We start from the raw sequence: 19,769 nt of genomic DNA on the forward strand, positions 1-19,769 counted from the left end.
CGGCGTGACCCGGAGCGGGGCCACACCGTTCACCTGAGTGGCGGAACGCTCGGACGGGCCGCGACGCCGCACCGGCGCTGCCCCATCGGAGCCCTCCGCCACCGGCACCGAACCCTGTCGAGGCGTACAGAGCGCAGAGGAAGCCCTCCCATGCACCAGCCGACGTTGCCCTCCACAACCGCCGATGTGCGGCATGCTCGGGGTGGGACCCCGCCACCCAGCGGAACACACCCGGAGCTGTCCGGAGCCGCTGTACCCCGGTCCGGTGCCCCGGACACCCCGTCGATGCCGGAGGCTCGCATCGAAGGCTTCGGCCCCAGGTTCCTCGAAGGCCCTCCTCCTGCCGCACACGCTGCGCCGCCCCCGGGTCCGGAGTCGTGCCCGGCATCGTCCCCCGGCTCGGGCCGTTCCTCCGCTCGGTCGACGAGTCAGAGCCGTCGACCCGTGTGGGCGCCGGACCACGTATCGCCGACCCCACACTCGACGCAAGGCCGGACTCCGATGCGCACGGGACACACGTCCGCGCCTCCTTCCCGAGGCGCCACAATCCCCGGACTGCGCTGGTCCGCCGATCTGCCGCCCACCCACACCGCGATGATCTGCGTCGCCCTCCCCGGCCTCGCCATCTCCACGGAGGCGGGGCAGATGACCGGCCGGGGGCTGGAGGGCTTCTACCGGGCGGGCCGCCGTGTGCTCTCCCGGTGCGAGATCCGGGTCGCCGGACGGGACCCCCTCGCCGTGCAGGCCCGGATGGCCGCGGCCGACCGCGCCCGGTTCGTGGGCACGCTCTGCGTCTTCCCCCGGACCGGCCCGGATCCGGATGTGATCGTGGAACGCAACCGGTGCGCGGACGGCACGGAGCGGATCACACTGCACAACTGCGCCCCGTGCCCGCTGCGGCTGCCGGTCGAGGTGGCCCTCGGCACGGACCTCGCCGACCTCGGGGCCATCGCCTCCGGCAACGCGGGACCAGAACTCCCCGCCACCGTCCACGGCTCCGGCCTGCGCTGGGTCGGCGCCACCGGCAACGCCACCGTCACGGCCGACCCGGCACCATCGGAAGTTGGCCTCGGCCGGGCTGATGCGGTGGGAGATCGACCTGCCGCCTGGCGGAAGCAACAGCGTGGAGCTGCGAGTGCGGCCTGACGGCCCCGGACCCCTCCGTGCCGCCGGGCGCGCGGCGACCAGCCCGGTCGCGGAGGCCCGCGCGGAAGGGGACGACCCGAGAGTCCCGCTCCTGCTCAGGACGGGCATCGAGGATCTCCAGGCGCTCCTGTTGCGTGACCCCGCCCGCCCCGCGGACACCCACCTCGCCGCGGGCGCACCCTGGCGCTGCGGCCTCGCACCCGCGGACGCCCTCGCCGCCGCCCGCATGGCGCTGCCCCTCGGGACCGGTCTCGCAGCGGGAACGCTGCGGACCCTCGCACGGACCCAGCTCCACGGCACGGGACCGCAGTCAGGGATGATCCCCGGGCCAGACGCGACGCCGGCCCCCATCTGCCGCCGCAGTGCTCCGGTACGCAGGCCACGCTGCTCTTCCCCGCCGTGCTCGCCGAGGCCCGCCGCTGGGGCCTGGCCGACCGGGAGACGGAAGCACTGCTGCCCACCGCCGAACGCTGCCTGACCTGGCTGCGCACCACCACGGGCGATGACACGTACGTGCGCGACCCTTGCCCCCACGGGACCGTCCGCTGCGAGACACAGGCCCACGCCCACCGCGCCGCTCTGCTCGGCGCCGACCTGCTCGACGCCTGCGGCCGCACGGGTGGGCCGGCACTCCGGCACTGGGCGCAGCAACTGCGCACGGCGTTCCGGGAGGACTTCTGGGTCGATGACCCGGGGGGCGGCAGACCCGGGCTGGCCCGCGCCGCCGACGGCAGGCCCATCTCCCACCTTGGTTCGGCTACCGTCCACCTCCTCGACACGGGCCTGCTCGGTGGGGGAGTGACGGCACCCGGCCTGCTCGACAGGGGACGTACCGAGAGCCTCGCCCGGCTGCTCGGCAACCCGGTCATGGACTCGGGCTGGGGGTTGCGCGGGCTCGGCGCCAAGGAGCCCGGCTTCAATCCGTTCGGCCACCGCACCGGTGCCGTACGGGTCCACGAGACAGCTCTCGCGGTCGCGGGCCCGGCCGTCGCCGGCTACGAGAAGGAGGCGGGCGCACTGCTGCGCGGCGTGCTCGCGGCGGCGGAGACCTTCGGTTACCGCCTTCCCGAGATGTACGCGGGGGAGCAGCGCAGAGAAGGGAGTGCTCCGCTGCCCCACCCGGCGGGCTGCCGGCCCGCCGCCACATCTGCGGCCGCCGGAGTCCTGCTGCTGACCGCCCTCGCCGGTATCCGCTCCGACGCCCCGGCGGGGACGGTCACCCTCCGGCCCGTCCGCAGCGCACCCCTGGGCGAGATCGGCCTCACGGGGCTGAGAGTGGCCTGCGCCCCTTTCTCCCTGTGGGTCGGTCGGCTCGGTATCGCCATGGTCGAAGAAGCGGCCGATGGATTGCAGCTGGGGGTGTGACCTGCCACCACAGGTCGTCTTCGCATCATCGGCACCGCACGGTGAGCCCATACCGGATCGAAGTGGATCAGCACGCGAAGCGACCGGCGATGGAGGTGTTTATCGTCAGGCAGACGACTATGATCGCGGCATGCCCTACGACCCGTCAGCGTTTCCCCCCTTCGCCGTCACCGTGGACCTGGTCGTGCTGACCGTGCGCCGCCATGCCCTGTGCGCGCTCGCGGTACGCAGGGGGGAACCGCCGTTCCAGGGGCGTTGGGCGCTCCCCGGTGGCTTCGTCCGGGCCGACGAGGACCTGGCGCAGGCCGCGGCACGCGAGCTGGCCGAGGAGACGGGGCTGCGGGTCCACGACCCGGCCGCTCCCGCGCAGGACAACGGCGCGCATCTCGAGCAACTCGCCACCTACGGCGATCCCAAGCGGGACCCCAGGATGCGGGTCGTCAGTGTCGCCCACCTCGCCCTCGCCCCCGACCTGCCCGCTCCCCGGGCGGGCGGTGACGCCAGCAACGCCCGTTGGGCTCCGGTCGAGGAACTGCTGCAGCAGGGCGGTTACGGACGCGACGCCGAGCCGCTCGCGCCGCTGGCCTTCGACCACGCGCAGATCCTGGCGGACGGGGTGGAGCGCGCCCGTTCGAAGATCGAGTACTCGTCGCTGGCGACGGCCTTCTGCCCGCCCGAGTTCACCGTCGGGGAACTGCGCCGCGTCTACGAGGCGGTGTGGGGCGTGGCGCTCGACCCGCGCAACTTCCACCGCAAGGTCACCGGCACGCCGGGCTTCCTCGTCCCGACCGGTGGGACGACCACCCGCCAGGGCGGCCGCCCCGCACAGCTCTTCCGGGCCGGCGGAGCGACCCTGCTCAACCCCCCGATGCTCCGTCCTGAGGTGTGACCGCCGACAGGAGCGTGGACGGGCAGCGGCCTCCCCACGTTCCGGTCCGCAGCTCGGAGATGGTGCACCGAGGAGCGGGGGTAAGGCCTTCAGGTGCCCGGAAAAACGGACATAGCGCGCTATCTTGCTGCGGGTGATCGAGGCTTTCGGACTGACCAGCAACCCTCGCAAAGAGCTTCCGCCCGCGGCTGACGACGTTTCCTTCGAGGCGCGAGCGGGTCGTGTGACCACACTGCTCGGAGCACCGGGCGCCGGAAAGACGACGGTCCTCAGACTCATGCTCGAGCTCCAACAGGGCCGCGGCATCGCCTACTTCAACGGCCGCCCCCTGCACCGCATCGCCCACCCCTCACGCGAGGTCGGCGTGCTGCTGGGAGATGTCCCGGGCCATCCGGCCCGCACGGTACGCGGTCATCTGCGCATGTTGTGTGCCGCGGCAGGAGTTCCGGTCCGGCGCGCCGACGAAGTCCTCGAGGCGGTCGGGCTGATGAGCCAGCGCGACGAACGCCTCAGCACCCTCTCGCGCGGCATGGACCGCCGCCTCGGCCTCGCCTGCGCCCTGCTGGCCGACCCGCACACCCTTGTCCTCGACGACCCCGCCCAGGGGCTCTCCCCCCGGGAGAGCACCTGGCTGCACGGCATGCTCCGCGCACACACCGCCCAGGGCGGCACAGTCCTGCTGACCACGGCGGACCCGAAGGAGGCCGCCCGTACGGCCGACCGGGTCGTCACCCTGGAGCAGGGCAGGCTCGTGGCCGACCAGGAGGCAGCGGAGTTCGCGCGTACCCGCCTGCGCCCACGCGTCGCCGTACGCAGCCCGCACACGGCCCGTCTGGCGGCTCTCCTGGCCAAGCAGGCCCGCACGGCCCAGCGCTCCGTCGAAGTCGTCCGCGAGGGCGGCAACCGCCTTTCCGTGTACGGCAGTACGTGCGCGGACGTCGGTGAGGTCGCGTTCCGCCACGGCATCGTCGTCCATCAACTCGCGGACGAGATCGGTGACATGGGACCGGGTGCGGGAGTGGCCGTCCCGGCGGAGGCGGAACCCGCCGCCGCCCCACCCGCACCCGCCGTCACCGAGGCCCGTGCCACCCTCGACGCGCCACCGCACGCCGACCCCGCAAGGCCGACCGACACGGGGCTTCCGACCTCCTCCCCACAGCCGGCCCCTTCCACGCCGTCGCCCCTGTCATTGGCCTGCCCCGAGCAGGCAGAGCCCGCCCTCGCCCCCCACGACAAGTCCGCCGAACCGGCAGCCGGTCATCCCCCTGACACCGACCCGCCGCACGCCGCAACCGCGCCCCTCCCGGTCTCTCCGGCAGAACCCCCGGCTCACAATCACGCCCACCACCCACCGCGCAACACCGACACCGATACCGACATCGGCTCCGATACCGACACCGACACCGGCCCGATCCGCATGGCCCGCCCTACCCGCCCAATCCGTACGGCCCGCCCGGCTCACCCCACCCGCCCCACCACCGCGCGCGCCCTCGACGCCCTGCCCCCGCTCCCGCCGCCGATCTCCGTCCGCCCCGCCCCCAGCCCCCTGCGACCGCTCCGCTACGAGATCCGGCGTGCCGCCGGGATCGGCACCGGGTTCCTCACCGGGGCCGTCGTGCTCGTCGTGTCCGCCGTGACCGCCGTGGTGCTCGCCCGTATCGGGCACACCCCGCAGCAACGTCTGCTCGCAGCATGGCCGCGTGAGCTGCCCCTGCCGCCCGCCGCCCTCGGTGCGGGACTGCTGGGCGCGCTGGCCTTCGGTGACGAGTTCCGCCACCCCGCCCTGGCGGCCGACCGCGGCACCGTGCCCCGCCGGCTGGGGCTGCTGGTCGCCAAACTGCTGGTCTCCTCGGCCGCCGCGCTGGCGCTGGCCCTCCTGACCGTCGGCTGCGACGCCGAAGTGCTCCATCTCGTCTACGGGCCGGAGCTCACCAGGGTTCCCGCCGACTGGTTGCCGCTGAGTGCGAGTTGGATCGGGCTCGTGGTGGGCTGCGCCTGGGCGGGTGTCCTGGCCGCGGGAGTGTTCCGGTCGACCTCGGCGGGGCTCGCCGCGGTGGCCGCCGTACCCCTCCTCGTCGTGCCCGTCGTACACCAGCTCCTGAGCGGGCCGAACGTACGAACCGCGGCGGGTCTGCCCATGCGCCTGCGCGAGGCCCTCATGCCGCGCTGGCCCTTCGGAGGGGAGCGCTACCTGGAGGCGGGGCTGCGCCTGATCTCCCAACCTTTCGGTGGGGCAATGGTGTTGTCCCTGGTCACGCTGCTCTGCGCGTACCTGTTCAGCGGCTTGCGCAACAGGGTCAGGTGACGACTGTCCGTAACCCCTCGTTCGGCCATGCGCACAACTCCCCACAGAACGCCCATTTCTTTCCGATAAGGCGTCAATTGCGACGGGGTGAGCGATCACCCTTTCGTGTGCTTTTCACCAAAGACCTCAAGGGAGTTGGAGACGACGCCGACAAAGGATGCGTGAGTACCCTTGCGCACACCATGATGACCGCCGCCCGCTCCGCTGACTCCGGCCTCGCGACCCCGGGCGAACTCGACCGCTACCCCTACGCCGAGGCGCCCTCCGTCGACCGCGTCGGGGTCCCTGCCTGGGACGGCGCGGAGCCTGAGCTGGGCCGTGTGGGCCGGCGCGCCACGGGCAGCCGCGGGCGCGGACTGCACGGCCAACTCGTCCAGCAACTGGGTCAGATGATCGTCTCCGGTGACCTGGGTGCCGACCGCCCGCTGGTCCCCGAGGAGATCGGCCAGCGCTTCGAGGTCTCGCGCACCGTCGTCCGCGAGTCGCTCCGCGTCCTGGAGGCGAAGGGCCTGGTGAGCGCGCGGCCGAACGTCGGCACGCGGGTGCGCCCCGTCAGCGACTGGAACCTCCTCGACCCGGACATCATCGAGTGGCGGGCCTTCGGGCCGCAGCGCGACGACCAGCGCCGTGAGCTCAGCGAGCTGCGCTGGACGATCGAGCCGCTCGCCGCGCGCCTCGCCGCCGGGCACGGGCGTGAGGACGTCCAGCAGCGCCTGACGGACATGGTCGAGATCATGGGGCACGCCATGGCCCAGGGTGATGCGCTCACCTTCTCCCGCGCCGACTCGGAGTTCCACTCGCTGCTCATCCAGGTCGCGGGCAACCGGATGCTGGAGCACCTCTCCGGGATCGTGTCCGCGGCTCTGCAGGTCTCGGGCAGCCCGGTTACGGGCTGCGACCGGCCGAACGAGGCGTCACTGGCGCACCACGGCCGCATCAGCGACGCCCTCGCGGCGGGCGACGGGGCGGCGGCCGAGACGGCCATGCGGCAGCTGCTCACCGTCCATCCGGAGGTGGAACGGGTGGTGCCCGCCCCGCGCGAGCACTGACCGCGTTCCGCGCGCGGCGCGGCCGGATGCGACCACCCCCTCCTGTGGCAGTGCCCGGTCGGTGACCCGCCTTCCGTCGGACCCCGTGGGATCCTCCGAGATCCCACGGGGTCCGACGGCGCGATGAGGCCGCATCTCCGTAGAGCGTCCGGTTCGAGGCCTGGGATGACCTTTTCTGTGTGCGTCTGACTGCTTATTTCGCTTACGGGGTGTGACTCGGGCCACGAAGATTGGGCGTAACGCTTCGGGGAAGAAAGCGATGACCTAAGAGGTGACAGCCGCGGAGGGAATACGGACGCCGTTCATGGCGCTGTGCATCTTCCCGGCCCCGCCCGCGCCGTCGGCCCATCCCCAAGCCGGTGGTCGGCTCCTGTCCCCTGTGGACGGGGCCGGAAGCCGTTTTCCAACGTTCCGAGAGGTTGTTCGTGTCGGCCAGCACATCCCGTACGCTCCCGCCGGAGATCGCCGAGTCCGTCTCTGTCATGGCGCTCATTGAGCGGGGAAAGGCTGAGGGGCAGATCGCCGGCGATGACGTGCGTCGGGCCTTCGAAGCTGACCAGATTCCGGCCACTCAGTGGAAGAACGTACTGCGCAGCCTCAACCAGATCCTCGAGGAAGAGGGTGTGACGCTGATGGTCAGTGCCGCAGAGCCCAAGCGCACCCGAAAGAGCGTCGCAGCGAAAAGTCCCGCCAAGCGCACCGCCACCAAGACGGTCGCGGCCAAGGCGGTGACCACCAGGAAGGCCACTGCCTCCGCCACGCCGGCGTCACCGGCCGTCGAGCCCGACGCCGCGGAAGAGGCGCCCGCCGCGAAGAAGGCGGCCGCCAAGAAGACCACCGCCAAGAAGGCGGCCGCGAAGAAGACCGCCACCAAGAAGACGGCGGCCAAGAAGACCAGCGCCAAGAAGGACGACGCCGAGCTCCTCGAGGAGGAGGTGCTCGAGGAAGCAGCCCCCGGCAAGGCCGGCGAGGAGCCCGAGAGCACCGAGAACGCGGGCTTCGTGCTCTCCGACGAGGACGAGGACGACGCGCCGGCGCAGCAGGTCGCCGCCGCCGGTGCCACCGCCGACCCGGTCAAGGACTACCTCAAGCAGATCGGCAAGGTCCCCCTGCTCAACGCCGAGCAGGAGGTCGAGCTCGCCAAGCGCATCGAGGCGGGCCTGTTCGCCGAGGACAAGCTGGCCAACGCCGACAAGCTGGCGCCGAAGCTCAAGCGTGAGCTGGAGATCATCGCCGAGGACGGCCGCCGCGCCAAGAACCACCTGCTGGAGGCCAACCTCCGCCTCGTGGTCTCCCTGGCCAAGCGCTATACCGGCCGCGGCATGCTCTTCCTGGACCTCATCCAGGAGGGCAACCTCGGTCTGATCCGCGCGGTCGAGAAGTTCGACTACACCAAGGGCTACAAGTTCTCCACGTACGCCACCTGGTGGATCCGGCAGGCGATCACCCGCGCCATGGCCGACCAGGCCCGCACCATCCGTATCCCGGTGCACATGGTCGAGGTCATCAACAAGCTCGCGCGTGTGCAGCGCCAGATGCTCCAGGACCTGGGCCGCGAGCCCACCCCGGAGGAGCTGGCCAAGGAGCTCGACATGACCCCGGAGAAGGTCATCGAGGTCCAGAAGTACGGCCGCGAGCCCATCTCGCTCCACACCCCGCTGGGCGAGGACGGCGACAGCGAGTTCGGTGACCTCATCGAGGACTCCGAGGCCGTCGTCCCGGCCGACGCGGTGAGCTTCACGCTCCTGCAGGAGCAGCTGCACTCCGTCCTGGACACCCTGTCCGAGCGCGAGGCGGGCGTCGTCTCGATGCGGTTCGGTCTCACCGACGGTCAGCCGAAGACCCTCGACGAGATCGGCAAGGTCTACGGCGTCACCCGTGAGCGGATCCGTCAGATCGAGTCCAAGACCATGTCGAAGCTGCGCCACCCGTCGCGTTCCCAGGTGCTGCGCGACTACCTCGACTGATCCGGCCGTACGACGCGGAAGGCCCGGTCCCCTGAAGGGGGTCGGGCCTTCGTCGTGCCGGGGCCACGCGGGTGCGGGGGGCCGAGGATTGGATGACCCTGGGTGTCCCACCGACCCCACGGAGTGAGGAGTGCGTATGCGTCGTCGCCTTGTCCTAGCCCTGGTCAGGCCTCTGGTCCTGGCGGCCGCCCTATCTGCCGTATCAGCGGGCTCCAGCGTCTCTGTGGCCGCCGACCGGGGGGTCATAGGGGGCTTTCCCGTGGAGGCGTCGGACAGCCCGTGGACGGTGGCCCTGTCGAGTCGTGACCGGTTCGGGCGTATGCGGGCGGGGCAGTTCTGCGGGGGCGTGGTGATCGGCCGCAGCACGGTGCTCACCGCGGCCCACTGCATGGACGAGGCGGTCCTCGGCGGGCCCCCGCAGCAGGTCTCCGACCTCAGGGTCATAGCGGGGCGCACGGATCTGTCGGACCGTGACGGCCAGGAGATCGCCGTGCGTTCCAGCTGGGTGAACCCGGCGTACGACGGTGCCAGCAACTCCGGGGACTTCGCCGTGCTGACCCTGGCCGAACCGCTCCCCGCCGAGTCCGTGATCGGCATGGCGGCCGCCGGTGACCCTGCGTACACGGCGGGCGGGACGGCGACCGTGTACGGGTGGGGCGACACCTCGGGGACGGGGGAGTACGCAGACGGTCTGCGCGCGGTACGTGTGCGGGTACTGCCCGACACTCTCTGTGAGAGGGCCTATCCGGGCGGCGCCGATGGCAGCTACGACTCCGGGAGCATGCTGTGCGCCGGCGAGGCCGAGGGGGGCCGCGACGCCTGCCAGGGGGACAGCGGAGGTCCGCTGGTGGCCCAGGGGCGTTTGATCGGGCTCGTGTCCTGGGGGATCGGCTGCGGCCGGGCCGGCAGCCCCGGGGTCTATATGCGGGTGTCCGACATCATGCGGACGCTGGGCCGGATGCGGGCCTGAGGAGGATGAGGGGCGTCCAAGGGGGCCCCTGACGGCGCCGGGACGACGAGGACGGGCGGCTGCCTCCGGGATGCAGAGGCGAACCGCCCGTACCGGCCTGTGCCGGGCTGGCTCGTCGTCGGACGCGCGGTGTCAGCGCTCTTCTTCGGAGGCGGTCTCGGGAACGGCCGTGAGCCGCTCCGTCTCGTCCTGTATCTCAGCGGCGATCTTCTTGAGTTCCGGCTCGAACTTGCGCCCGTGATGGGCGCAGAAGAGCAGCTCTCCGCCGCTGAGCAGGACGACGCGCACGTACGCCTGGGCGCCGCAGCGGTCGCAGCGATCAGCGGCCGTCAACTGGCTCGCAGGGGTCAGAACAGTAGTCACGTCGCCTCTTCTCTAGCTCGACGAGCTGTCGTACCAGGGTCAACATCCAACCAGCCCCAAAACGTTCCCGCTCGTGGCTTTTCCTCGAAAGAATCTTGCGAGGCGGCTGTCTGCTGCCGGTTGGCGGCGAATGTGCCGTATTGCGTGTCTATGTGTCTTACGGGGCTTCGCGTATATCGGTCGGTCGGTCCTCCCGGCTGGGTTGCCGGTTGTTCATGAGGACGTGCCCGGAGCCTAAATGGTTCATGCCTGGAAGGGAACGTGACGTGTACTTCACTCCATCGAGGGATCGAACAAGCATGCGACTCTGGACTAGGGTGAGTTTCTGACGAGGGTGGCGTTACAGCGGCCCTACCAGGCCTCGGTACCCTCTCACCGGTGACTGAAGCCGCGCCCTTACCCATGAGGGCCCCATCTGAAATTCAGCGAGGAGCGAACCGCGTGACCGCCGACACGTCCGTGCCGTCCACAGCTCTGCTGGCAGGAGCAGACCGGGACGGTTCCAACTACACCGCGCGGCACCTGCTCGTCCTCGAGGGGCTCGAGGCCGTGCGCAAGCGCCCCGGTATGTACATCGGATCGACCGGCAGCCGTGGCCTGATGCACTGCCTCTGGGAGATCATCGACAACTCCGTCGACGAGGCTCTCGGCGGCTACTGCGATCACATCGAGGTCATCCTCCACGACGACGGCTCGGTCGAGGTCCGGGACAACGGCCGGGGCATCCCGGTCGACGTCGAGCCCAAGACCGGACTCTCCGGTGTCGAGGTCGTCATGACCAAGCTGCACGCCGGCGGCAAGTTCGGAGGCGGCTCCTACGCCGCCTCCGGCGGTCTGCACGGCGTCGGCGCCTCGGTGGTGAACGCCCTGTCCGCCCGCCTGGACGTCGAGGTGGACCGCAGCGGGCACACCCACGCGATCAGCTTCCGCCGCGGTGTCCCCGGCGCCTTCTCCGGGAACGCGCCGGAGGCGAGGTTCGAGGCCAAGAGCGGCCTGCGCAAGGCCAGGAAGATCCCCAAGAGCCGCACCGGCACGCGCGTGCGCTACTGGGCCGACCGCCAGATCTTCCTCAAGGACGCCAAGCTCTCGTTGGAGAACCTGCACCAGCGGGCCCGGCAGACGGCGTTCCTCGTCCCGGGACTGACCATCGTCGTCCGCGACGAGTGCGGCCTGGGCGAGGGCGGCAGCAAGGGTGAGGAGTCCTTCCGCTTCGACGGCGGGATCAGCGAGTTCTGCGAGTACCTGGCCACCGACAAGCCGGTCTGCGACGTTCTCCGGTTCTCCGGCCAGGGCACGTTCAGGGAGACCGTCCCGGTCCTGGACGAGCACGGCCAGATGACCCCGACCCAGGTGGCCCGCGAGCTCGACGTCGACGTGGCGATGCGCTGGGGCACCGGGTACGACACGACCCTGAGGTCGTTCGTGAACATCATCGCCACCCCCAAGGGCGGCACCCATGTCGCCGGCTTCGAGCAGGCCGTCGCCGCCACGATGAACGAGGTGCTGCGCGCCAAGAAGCTGCTGCGGGTGGCCGAGGACGACATCGTCAAGGACGACGCCCTGGAGGGCCTGACCGCGGTCGTCACGGTGCGTCTCGCGGAGCCCCAGTTCGAGGGCCAGACCAAGGAGGTCCTCGGCACCTCGGCGGCCCGCCGCATCGTGAGCAACGTGATCAGCAAGGAACTCAAGGCCTTCCTGACCTCCACGAAGCGCGACGCCGCCCAGCAGGCCCGGGTCGTGATGGAGAAGGCCGTCGCCGCGGCCCGCACCCGTATCGCCGCGCGGCAGCACAAGGACGCGCAGCGCCGCAAGACGGCCCTGGAGTCCTCCTCGCTGCCGGCCAAGCTCGCCGACTGCCGCAGTGACGACGTGGACCGCAGCGAGTTGTTCATCGTCGAGGGGGACTCCGCGCTCGGCACGGCGAAGCTCGCCCGGAACTCCGAGTTCCAGGCGCTGCTGCCGATCCGCGGCAAGATCCTCAACGTCCAGAAGTCGTCCATGACGGACATGCTGAAGAACGCCGAGTGCGGCGCGATCATCCAGGTCATAGGGGCCGGCTCGGGCCGGACCTTCGACATCGACGCCGCCCGCTACGGCAAGATCATCATGATGACCGACGCCGATGTCGACGGCTCGCACATCCGCACCCTGCTCCTGACCCTGTTCCACCGCTACATGCGGCCCATGGTGGAGGCCGGGCGGGTCTTCGCCGCGGTGCCGCCGCTGCACCGGATCGAGATCGTCCAGCCCAAGAAGGGCCAGGACAAGTACGTCTACACGTACTCGGACCGGGAGCTGCGCGACAAGCTCATGGAGTTCCAGACCAAGGGGATCCGCTACAAGGACTCGATCCAGCGCTACAAGGGCCTCGGCGAGATGGACGCCGACCAGCTGGCCGAGACGACCATGGACCCCCGCCACCGCACCCTGCGCCGGATCAACCTCTCCGACCTGGAAGCGGCGGAGCAGGTCTTCGACCTGCTGATGGGCAACGACGTCGCACCCCGCAAGGAGTTCATCTCCAACTCCGCGGCGACGCTGGACCGGTCGCGGATCGACGCCTAGTCACCACCTGACCCGTTCAAAGGTCCCGGCACGGCTTCGGCCGCGTCCGGGCCGCGTTTGCGCGAACGGGTGCGGATCGACGCGGCCACCCGGATTCCGGTCACCTGATGGGGTGAAGAGAACGGGGAAGAAGAGTCGGGGATCTTCCCGTTCTGTCCATCCTTGGGCATGCAGTCAAGCAAGGGCCGGGCCCACGACGCCGTGGCAGGTCAGGAGAGTTCGGTCGAGCAACTCGACGGTCATGACCCGGCCGCCCCCCAGGAGGCCTGGCAGCTGAAGTACGACGACCCCTGGTACGACGGCCTCGCGTCCGGCTGGGGCGAGATGGCGGCCGGCGGAGAACCCGCTCCGGCCGCCGTGCCGTCGGCTCGCGGGGAGGGCGTGAGCGGGCCCTCCGAGGCGGATGTGTACCTGGAGGTGCAGCGCAGCGCGGCCTTCCAGGAGGTGCGGCGCCGCTACCGTCGGTTCGTGGTGCCGGCCTCCGCGGCCTTCCTCGTCTGGTACGTGGGCTACGTCGTGGTGGCCACGACCGTGCCGCAGCTGATGGCCCGGCCCGTCGCGGGCGCGTTGAACGTCGGCCTGGTCGCGGGGCTCGGGCAGTTCCTGACCACGTTCCTGCTGACGTGGGCGTACGCGCGGCACGCGCGGCTGCGCCGGGACCGGGCAGCGCTCGAACTGCGCTGGGACACACAGGAACTGACCCGCGGCGTGAACGGCGGTGCCTCGTGACGAGTGAGCATCAGACCCTGGCCCCACTGCTGTTCAGCGCGTTCATCGCCGTCACGCTGGGCATCACGACCTGGGTGAGCCGCAACCGGCGTGGTTCGGCGGAGGAGTTCTACGCGGGCGGGCGTCTCTTCTCCTCGATGGAGAATGGTTTTGCCATCGCCGGTGACTACATGTCGGCCGCGTCGTTCCTCGGCGTCGCCGGGCTCATGGCGCTGTGGGGCTACGACGGGCTGCTCTACGTGGTCGGATTCCTGGTGGCCTGGCTGGTGGTGCTGTTCCTCGTCGCGGAACTGGTGCGCAACTGCGGCCGGTTCACCCTCGCCGACGTCGTGGCGGCGCGGATGCGGGAGCGGCCGGTCCGCATCGCGGCGGGCACCTCCTCGGTCACCGTCTCCGTCCTGTACCTGGTCGCGCAGATGGTCGGTGCGGGCAGCCTCGTGGCTCTGTTGCTCGGGGGGACGAGCGAGGCGGTCCGTGCCTGGACGGTCATCGGAGTCGGAGCGCTGATGGTGATCTACGTGTCGATGGGAGGGATGCGGGCGACCACATGGATCCAGATCGTCAAGGCGGTCCTGCTGCTCGGCGGCACCGTCGTGCTGACCGTCCTGGTGCTGGTGCGCTTCCACGGAGACCTCGACCGGCTGCTGCTCACGGCTGCCGAGCGCAGCGGGCACGGGCGGGCGTTCCTGACCCCCGGCCTGAAGTACGGCGGCGACTGGACGGCCCGCTTCGACTTCATCAGCCTCGGACTGGCCCTGGTGCTGGGCACGGCGGGTCTGCCGCACATCCTGTCGCGCTTCTACACCGTGCCCACGGCGCGTGCCGCCCGCCGGTCGGTGGTCTGGGCCGTGGGGCTCATCGGCGGGTTCTACCTGATGACGATCGTGCTCGGGTTCGGCGCGGCCGCGATCGTGGGGCCGGAGGCCGTGCGGGCGTCGAACGCGGCCGGGAACACGGCGGTTCCGCTGCTCGCCCTGGACCTGGGCGGCGGCGCCGGATCCACGGGGGGAACGGTCCTGTTCGCCGTCGTCGCCGCGGTCGCGTTCGCGACGATCCTCGCCGTGGTCGCCGGGATCACGCTCGCCTCCTCGGCGTCCGTGGCGCACGACCTGTACGCGTCGCTGCGCCGGAAAGGCGGCACGCCGCGCAGTGAGGTCGCCGTGGCCCGGATCGCGGCGGTCGGGGTCGGGGCCGTGGCGATCGCCCTCGGTCTGCTGGCGCGGGACCTCAACGTCGCGTTCCTGGTCGGCCTCGCCTTCGCCGTCGCCGCGTCCGCGAACCTGCCCGTGCTGCTCTTCTCCCTGTTCTGGCCCGGCTTCACCACCCGCGGTGCCGTGTGGGCCGTCTACGGCGGGCTGGTCCCGGCCGTGGTCCTCGTGGTGTTGTCGCCGGTGGTCTCGGGCGGCCCGGACTCGCTGTTCCCGGGCGTGGACCTGCAGTACTTCCCGCTGCAGAACCCGGGTCTGGTGTCGATCCCGCTGGGCTTCCTCGCGGGCTGGCTGGGCACGGTCACCTCGGCGGAGGCCCCGGACGAAGCCCGGCACGCGGAGACCGAGGTGCGGTCACTGACCGGAGCCGGGGCCGCGTAGAGGCCACGTGCGCCCTAACCGCGGGTCGCCCATACGTAACGGTGCGCCGGGCGGCCCGCGTCCCCGTACTTGAGGGTGAGCCGGGCCCGGCCCGTGCGCTCCAGGAGTTTCAGATACCGCTGGGCGGTCTGGCGGCTCACCCCGGTGCGTTCGGCGATCTCCCGGGCGGACAGGGGCCCGTCGTCGTTCATCAGCGACTGACGGACCAGTTCGGCGGTGGTGGGGGAGTGCCCCTTGGGCAGGTTCGGCTCCGACGACGCCGACAGCGCCTTGAAGATGCGGTCCACCTCGGACTGCTCGGCCTCCCCTGCGCCGTCCAGGGTGCGGCGCAGCTCCGCGTACGCTTCCAGCTTGGCGCGCAGGCCGGCGAAGGAGAACGGCTTGACCGGGTACTGCAGCGCACCGTGCCGCATCGCCGCCTGCACGGTCGAGACGTCCCGGGCCGCCGTCACCATGATCACGTCCGTCTGGTGGCCGCGCCGCCGCATCTCCTGGACGACCGCCTACCCGTCTCGTCGGGCAGGTAGTGGTCCATGAGGACCAGGTCCAGCCGCGGCAGCTCCTCCAGCCGGCGCAGGGCGTCGGCGGCGCTGTGGGCCTCGCCGGCCACGTGGAAGCCCGGCACCTTCTCGACGTAGCCGGCGTTGACCCGGGCGACCCTGGTGTCGTCGTCGACGACCAGCACCTCGATCATCACGACGCCTCCTCGGTTGCCTGCCGGGCCGACAGGGCGGTCAGGGCCGGCTCGGGGCCCGGTCCGGACAGCGCGTCGGGCAGGACGACCGTGAACTCGGCGCCCCCGCCGTGCGCCTCGCCGACGGCGGCACTGCCGCCCTGCCGTTCGGCGAGCCTGCGTACCAGGGAGAGTCCGATGCCGCGCTCGCGATGCGCCGGCGGCTTCTTCGTGGACCATCCCTCGGTGAAGATCAGCTCCCGGTGCTCCCGGGGGATTCCCGGACCGGTGTCGCGCACCCGGAGTACCACCGTGTGCCCCTCGGCGCGCAACTCGACCTCCACGCGCGCGTGCGGCGTGCCGGCGACGGCGTCCAGGGCGTTGTCCACCAGGTTCCCGACGACGGTGACCAGCCCTTGGGGGTCGATCAGCCGGTCGGGCAGGCGGGTGCGGTCCGACACCCACAGGGCGACCCCCCGTTCGGCGGCGACGGTCGCCTTGCCGACCAGCAGGGCGGCGAGCAGCGGGTCCTCGATCCGCTCGGTGACCTGTTCCGCGGTCGCCCGGTGGTCACCGACGACCTCGCCGACGAACTCGACGGCGTCGTCGTACATCTCCAGTTCGAGCAGTCCCAGAAGCGTGTGCATCCGGTTGGCGTGCTCGTGGTCCTGGGCGCGCAGGGCGTCGATCAGGCCGCGCGTGGAGTCGAGTTCACGGCCCAGTTGCTCCAGCTCGGTGCGGTCGCGCAGGGTGGCCACGGCACCGCCGTCGTCGGTGGGCATGCGGTTGGCCACCAGCACGCGCTGGCCTCGCACGGTGAGCAGGTCCGTTCCGGTCACACGCCCGGCCAGCACATCGGACGTACGGCCGGTGCCGAGCGCCTCGTCGGGGGTACGGCCCACCACCGCCTCCCCGATGCCGAGCAGGCGCTGCGCCTCGTCGTTGACCAGACGGATACGGCCGGTCCGGTCCAGGGCGACGACGCCCTCCCGGATGCCGTGGAGCATCGCCTCGCGCTCCGACAGCAGCGCCGCGATGTCCGAGAACGCCAGGTCCCGGGTCTGTCGTTGCACGCGCCGGGAGATGAGCCACGCCGCCAGCGCGCCGGCGGCCAGCGCACCTCCCGCGTACGCGAGCAGCCCCGGGATCGCGTGGATGAGCCGGGCCCGGACGCTGTCGTAGGCGATGCCGACCGAGACCGCGCCGACGACCGTGCCGTCGCCGTCGCGCAGCGGCACCTTGCCCCGGGCCGAGCGGCCCAGGGTGCCGCTGTCGATCTCCATGACCTCCTTGCCGGCCAGGGCCTGGCCGGGGTCGGTCGAGACGATGCCGCCGATCTGCCGCGGGTCGGTGTGCGACCAGCGCACGCCCCGCCAGTCCATCACCACCACGTACTCGGCCTTGGTGGCCGTCCGGATCCGCTCCGCCTCCCTCTGCACCGGGCCGTCGGGCGCGGGCGGCGTGTCCCTCAGGTCCTCCGCGAGCCCCGGCCGCTGCGCGGTCGTCTGCGCGATGGCGAGTGCGCGGCGCATGGCCTGGTCGTCCAGTTGGTCGCCGAGGGGCGCGAGGAACAGCCCGGTCGCGAGGACCGCGACGCCCGCGGCGATGGCCACCTGCATCAGCAGCACCTGCGAGAACACCCGCCGCGGCAGGCCGAGGCGCAGGCGGCGTGCGGGGGGAGTGGGGCTCATACCCAAGACGGTACGTGCGGCCGACTACCTGCCCTAACGGGTGTGGTGTGGATCTCTTGATCCATGTGTGGGCAGCCGGTCCCGCGTGCCCAGGACGGGGCGATCAGCTCGCGAGCGCCGTCGTGAGGCCCCGCTGCCGTACCGCCACCACGTTCATCCGCCCGGGCGATCCGAGGACGGACGCGCCGCAGCTCTCCGGCCGGGGCGGCAGGCCCGCTTCCTGGGAGACCTCCACCCGCCAGCGGCGTCCGTCGACGTGGGCGACGGTCACCTCCCAGTACGGGGCGGCACCCGTCGTGCGCACGACGCTCAGCGCCTCCGCCCGGTACTCGCCGATGTGAGCGCGCACGGCCAGTTCGGCTGCCTGGCCGGGGCGTTCCCAGGCCGAGCCGCCCCGGCAGCCCTCCACCACAATTCGTCCCTCCCGGGCTCCCTGCAGGACCTCCTTGAGGGTGTGCGCCTCGGCCCGCCCGTAGGCGTATCCGTACGGCAGCACCAGGGCGGTCGGGGCGAAACGGTGACCACCCAGATGAGTGACCTCCCAGACGCCCTCGACCCCGGAGGCGGCCAGCGCGGCGGCGAGGGGACGGCCCAGCAGGGCGCAGCATCGGTCGCGCTTGCCGTTGGTGCACACGAGCGCCAGCGGGTCGCCGTCGTGCGGCCGGCCGCCGAGCTCCTCGTCGAAGCCGTGGTGGTCGCCCCGGCCCAGCGCGGCGAAGTCGAGGTGGAGCAGCCGGCCCGGGTCCGAGGTCGTGGCGGTGTGGAGCCACACGTTCCCGGGGACGGTGTGGGCCGCGTACACCCGGCGCGTGGAGGGCATCCGGCGGTCCGCGTGGCGCCCGGGGCGCCGGATGAGCACGATCCGTACGCCCGTGTCCTTCGCGGCCGCCTCCAGAGCACGTCCCAGGGCGGGGTCCAGGTGGCTCGAGGTGAGAGCCTTGGCACCCCAGGGCCCCGGCTGTTCCAGCAACAGCCAGGTCCTCGCGGTGGCCGCGGTTCCCGGAACGGGCTCGTCGATGTCCCGGGAGACGGTTGAGCACGTACTCACAGAGGTGAGCCTAACCTGACTTGGCCTGATCTTCCTCCCCGGGCCGCCCTTTCCTACTCCGGCAGATGCCGGGGCGGCTTCGGACCGGCGTATAGACCGCTCGGGCGCATGCGGAGCGGGCGCTCGCCGTACTCCTCGAGTGCGTGCGCGATCCAGCCCGCCGTTCGCGCCACCGCGAAGATCGTCTCGCCCGCGGCCGGGGGCATCCCGCAGGACGCCGTGAGCACGGCGAGCGCGAGGTCGACGTTGGCGTGCAGCGGGGTGTGACGGGCGGTCGTCTCGACGATGTCGCGGGCCGCGAGCAGGGCGGGTTCGGCGCGCGGGACCCGTTCGAGGAGGGTGAACAGGGCACGCGCGCGTGGGTCCTCGCCCGGGTACAGCCGGTGGCCGAGTCCGGGGACACGGCGGCCCGCGCGCAGTTCGCCGGCGATCACGGGGGCCGCGTCGCCCTGTTCGAGCACGTCCTGGAGCAGCCGGTGGGCGAGCCCGCTGGCGGCACCGTGGAGCGGGCCCTCGATCACGCCGAGACCGGCGGAGATCGCCGCGTACGGGTGTGCGCGGGCCGACGCGGCGACCCGCACGGCGAGCGTGGAGGCGGCGAGGTCGTGGTCGGCCAGGAGTCCGAGGGCGGCGTCCAGGGCGCGCAGGGACTCCTCGTCGGCGTCTCGCACGGACAGCCGGTCCCACAGGCGCCGTGCCAGCGGGCCCTGGTCGTGGCGGCCGTGTCCCCGCGGCGGCAGCGCGGCGACGAGGGTCGGGACGAGAGTGCGTGCGGTGCCGAGCACGGTGTCCTCGGACAGGTCGAAGCGCAGCGGGTCCGCGGTCGCGGCGGCGATCGTCGCGACACGCAGCAGGTCGGTGGGCGCGGCGTGTTCGGGCAGGGCGTCGACGGCGCGGCGGGCGACGGCCACGGAGGCGGCGGGGGCGGTGAACGTGCTGCCCGGCTGCATCCGGCCCGTCCAGAGCCACTCGGCGACCTCCTCGTAGGTGTGCCGGGTGGCCAGGTCGACCGCGTCGACGCCGCGGTAGTAGTAGCGGTCGCTCTCGATGAGCGTGATGCCGGTCCGCACCGACAGCTCACCGGCGCCGGAGCCGGAAACTGCCGCGCCCTCACGCCGGTTGCGCCGGGCGAGTGCCTCGATCTCGCGGGCGTCGAAGGTGCTTCCGCGGCCGCCGGCCGCACGCCGGCTGCTGAGCTGGCCGCGGCTCACGTACGCGTACACGGTCTCCGGCTTCACGCCGAGCAGGTCGGCGGCCTCCCTGGTGGTCAGCCGCCGTTCCGTGTCGAGGGGAGCGGGCTCGTGATCGCGCATGGGGGTCACCGTATCCGTCCAGCGAACCATTGATCAAATATTGATTCAATCAATATTGACACAGTTTGAGTCGAGCATGGACAGTCGAATCAAGTTCAGGGAGGAAG

The 19,769-nt window shown here is 71.6% G+C and carries 12 protein-coding genes and 2 pseudogenes; 9 read left to right on the plus strand and 5 right to left on the minus strand.

From position 1 onward, the window contains the following. The first annotated feature begins 594 nt into the window (after window positions 1-594). From ACFW6P_RS17040 to ACFW6P_RS17065, 6 genes and pseudogenes are all read left to right on the plus strand, one after another. A pseudogene (locus ACFW6P_RS17040) lies at window positions 595-2,511 on the plus strand (glycogen debranching N-terminal domain-containing protein). 130 nt (window positions 2,512-2,641) lie between these two features. Then, window positions 2,642-3,400 carry an NUDIX domain-containing protein gene (locus ACFW6P_RS17045; RefSeq protein WP_386352874.1) on the plus strand — a complete coding sequence of 253 codons (759 nt, stop codon included), beginning with the start codon at window positions 2,642-2,644 and terminating at the stop codon, window positions 3,398-3,400. A 133-nt stretch (window positions 3,401-3,533) separates the two neighbouring features. Continuing rightward, the gene (locus ACFW6P_RS17050; RefSeq protein WP_386424039.1) at window positions 3,534-5,705 is read left to right on the plus strand and encodes an ATP-binding cassette domain-containing protein; all 2,172 of its coding nucleotides are present in this window, start codon (window positions 3,534-3,536) and stop codon (window positions 5,703-5,705) included. A 161-nt stretch (window positions 5,706-5,866) separates the two neighbouring features. Then, entirely contained in the window at window positions 5,867-6,754 is an 888-nt protein-coding gene (locus tag ACFW6P_RS17055) for a FadR/GntR family transcriptional regulator (protein WP_386352880.1), read from the plus strand. 425 nt (window positions 6,755-7,179) lie between these two features. After that, window positions 7,180-8,721, plus strand: a complete 1,542-nt coding sequence (locus ACFW6P_RS17060) for an RNA polymerase sigma factor (RefSeq protein ID WP_386352883.1) — start codon at window positions 7,180-7,182, stop codon at window positions 8,719-8,721. A 136-nt stretch (window positions 8,722-8,857) separates the two neighbouring features. Then, complete coding sequence (locus ACFW6P_RS17065) at window positions 8,858-9,691, plus strand: serine protease (RefSeq protein ID WP_386352886.1); 834 nt, start codon at window positions 8,858-8,860, stop codon at window positions 9,689-9,691. A 132-nt stretch (window positions 9,692-9,823) separates the two neighbouring features. Here ACFW6P_RS17065 and ACFW6P_RS17070 read toward each other — a convergent pair whose 3' ends face one another. Continuing rightward, window positions 9,824-10,054: a hypothetical protein gene (locus ACFW6P_RS17070; RefSeq protein WP_386352889.1), complete on the minus strand. Its 231-nt coding sequence runs from the start codon at window positions 10,052-10,054 to the stop codon at window positions 9,824-9,826. A 441-nt stretch (window positions 10,055-10,495) separates the two neighbouring features. Here ACFW6P_RS17070 and ACFW6P_RS17075 point away from each other — a divergent pair, with 441 nt between their 5' ends. From ACFW6P_RS17075 to ACFW6P_RS17085, 3 genes are all read left to right on the plus strand, one after another. Continuing rightward, window positions 10,496-12,619: a type IIA DNA topoisomerase subunit B gene (locus ACFW6P_RS17075; RefSeq protein ID WP_386424041.1), complete on the plus strand. Its 2,124-nt coding sequence runs from the start codon at window positions 10,496-10,498 to the stop codon at window positions 12,617-12,619. A 168-nt stretch (window positions 12,620-12,787) separates the two neighbouring features. Next, window positions 12,788-13,348, plus strand: a complete 561-nt coding sequence (locus ACFW6P_RS17080) for a DUF485 domain-containing protein (protein ID WP_386424042.1) — start codon at window positions 12,788-12,790, stop codon at window positions 13,346-13,348. Next, window positions 13,345-14,937: a cation acetate symporter gene (locus ACFW6P_RS17085; RefSeq protein ID WP_386352897.1), complete on the plus strand. Its 1,593-nt coding sequence runs from the start codon at window positions 13,345-13,347 to the stop codon at window positions 14,935-14,937. The genes ACFW6P_RS17080 and ACFW6P_RS17085 overlap by 4 nt, the downstream gene beginning before the upstream one ends. 14 nt (window positions 14,938-14,951) lie before the next feature. Here ACFW6P_RS17085 and ACFW6P_RS17090 read toward each other — a convergent pair. The 4 genes and pseudogenes from ACFW6P_RS17090 to ACFW6P_RS17105 form a co-directional block, all read right to left on the minus strand. Beyond that, window positions 14,952-15,631: pseudogene (locus ACFW6P_RS17090) on the minus strand (response regulator). Further along, window positions 15,631-17,301 (minus strand): ATP-binding protein, encoded by a 1,671-nt coding sequence (locus tag ACFW6P_RS17095; protein WP_386352900.1) that lies wholly within the window; start codon window positions 17,299-17,301, stop codon window positions 15,631-15,633. Before ACFW6P_RS17095 ends, ACFW6P_RS17090 begins: the two are co-directional and overlap by 1 nt. 103 nt (window positions 17,302-17,404) lie before the next feature. Beyond that, window positions 17,405-18,349, minus strand: a complete 945-nt coding sequence (locus ACFW6P_RS17100) for a sucrase ferredoxin (RefSeq protein ID WP_386424044.1) — start codon at window positions 18,347-18,349, stop codon at window positions 17,405-17,407. A 53-nt stretch (window positions 18,350-18,402) separates the two neighbouring features. Then, window positions 18,403-19,662, minus strand: a complete 1,260-nt coding sequence (locus tag ACFW6P_RS17105) for a citrate synthase (RefSeq protein WP_386352906.1) — start codon at window positions 19,660-19,662, stop codon at window positions 18,403-18,405. Window positions 19,663-19,769: the final 107 nt, after the last annotated feature.

This window comes from Streptomyces sp. NPDC058741, from assembly GCF_042746715.1.
GTDB lineage: Bacteria > Actinomycetota > Actinomycetes > Streptomycetales > Streptomycetaceae > Streptomyces.